We start from the raw sequence: 1582 nt of genomic DNA on the forward strand, positions 1-1582 counted from the left end.
CGATCGGCTCCGACCGGCTGACCGCGAGGGCCGGCCTCGATGGGATGGCCACAACTACGACCGGCTGACCGCGAAGGTCGGCCACGACGGGTCGGCCACAACCACGACGGGCCGGCTTTCCACCGCATCGACGCGGTGGGGAGCCGGCCCGTCGGGCTCGGCTGCGTGGCCTGAGTAGGCCTGAGTCAGGTCAGGCGACGCCCGTGCCCTCGTCGGCCGCGGGGGAGGTGTTGGTGCCACCGTCGTTGATCTCGAAGCGGGTCCACTTACCGTCCATGTCGACCTCCATGGCGTAACCGAGAGCATCGTCGGGGACCTCGACCGTCTTGAACCAGTCGTAGGCCTTGGTGTCGTCGGCGAACTCCTTCTCATCGATGACGTTCTGCTCGGGGTCGATCACGCGGTAACGGGGCATGCCCACTCCTTCGGTTCGGGTGACGTGTGTCGTGTCCGCATTCTGGGGGATCGAGCGCCCACTCGCATCCGGTCGCCGGGGGCGTACGGTCGGGAGTCCAGACGACCAGGGAGGCATCCGTGACCACCGATCCGACAGTTCAGTCCTCTGACCAGCCCGGGCATTCCGTACTCGTCGACCCGACGACCAAGTACCAGATCGAGGTGCCGGTCCAGCAGCAACCGGTTCCGGGGTTGGCCTCCGAGATGGACCCTCCCGCAGACCACGGGGAGGACACCTACGTGGGTCACGGCCGGCTCACCGGGCGGCGTGCACTGATCACCGGCGGAGACTCCGGGATCGGCCGCGCCGTGGCAATCGCCTACGCGCGCGAGGGCGCCGACGTGGCGATCGGCTACCTGCCCTCTGAGCAGTCCGACGCCGACGACGTGGCCGCTCTCGTGCGCGCGGCCGGCCGGACCTGCGTCCTGCTCCCCGGCGACGTCGGTGACGAGGCCGTCGCGCGCGGGATCGTCCGCGACGCCGTCGCGGGGCTCGGCGGTCTGGACGTGCTCGTGCTCAACGCCGCCCGGCAGACCTTCGTCGAGCACCTGGAGGACCTGTCCTCAGAGCAGTGGGCCGAGACGATGAACGTCAACATCTCGGCGCCGTTCTGGATGATGCAGGAGGCGCTCGCCCACCTGCAGCCCGGATCGAGCGTGATCTTCACGTCCTCGGTGCAGGCGTACACCCCGTCACCGGGGCTCGTGGACTACGCCACCTCGCGCGCGGCGGTCAACACCATGTCCAAGTCGCTCGCCCAGCAGCTCGCACCGCGCGGCATCCGCGTCAACGCCGTCGCGCCCGGTCCGTTCTGGACAGCGCTCCAGGTGAGTGGCGGCCAGAAGCCCGAGAAGCTGCCGATCTTCGGGCACAAGAACCCGCTGGGCCGGCCCGGACAACCGGTCGAGATGGCGGGCGCGTACGTGTACCTGGCCTCCGACGAGTCGTCCTACACCACCGGGAACACGCTCTCGGTGACCGGCGGCGCGCCCACTCCCTGAGCCGGCCCAACGCAGCCGCACGCCGGGATGGCGTCTCGCGTGAGCCGCGGTGCGGGCGAGACGCCAGGTCTGCGGGCGGCTGTGCGCTGACCTGGCAGGCGCTCGCGCGAGACGCCATCCCGGC

The 1582-nt window shown here is 70.2% G+C and carries 2 protein-coding genes; one reads left to right on the plus strand and one right to left on the minus strand.

Features of this window, described 5'->3' with window-relative positions:
- Nucleotides 1-190: 190 nt before the first annotated feature.
- Nucleotides 191-415, minus strand: a complete 225-nt coding sequence (locus G6031_RS17990) for a hypothetical protein (protein ID WP_179523236.1) — start codon at nt 413-415, stop codon at nt 191-193.
- Nucleotides 416-534: 119 nt separating this feature from the next.
- Here G6031_RS17990 and G6031_RS17995 point away from each other — a divergent pair, with 119 nt between their 5' ends.
- On the plus strand, nt 535-1458 hold the full coding sequence (locus G6031_RS17995) for an SDR family oxidoreductase (protein WP_182654014.1): 924 nt from the start codon (nt 535-537) through the stop codon (nt 1456-1458).
- Nucleotides 1459-1582 lie beyond the last annotated feature (124 nt).

The organism is Dietzia sp. CQ4, assembly GCF_014145125.1.
GTDB lineage: Bacteria > Actinomycetota > Actinomycetes > Mycobacteriales > Mycobacteriaceae > Dietzia > Dietzia natronolimnaea.

Bases quoted from the DNA above. Each gene is read 5' to 3' on its own strand.
- G6031_RS17990 (WP_179523236.1), bottom strand. From the start codon at position 415: ATGCCCCGTTACCGCGTGATCGACCCCGAGCAGAACGTCATCGATGAG.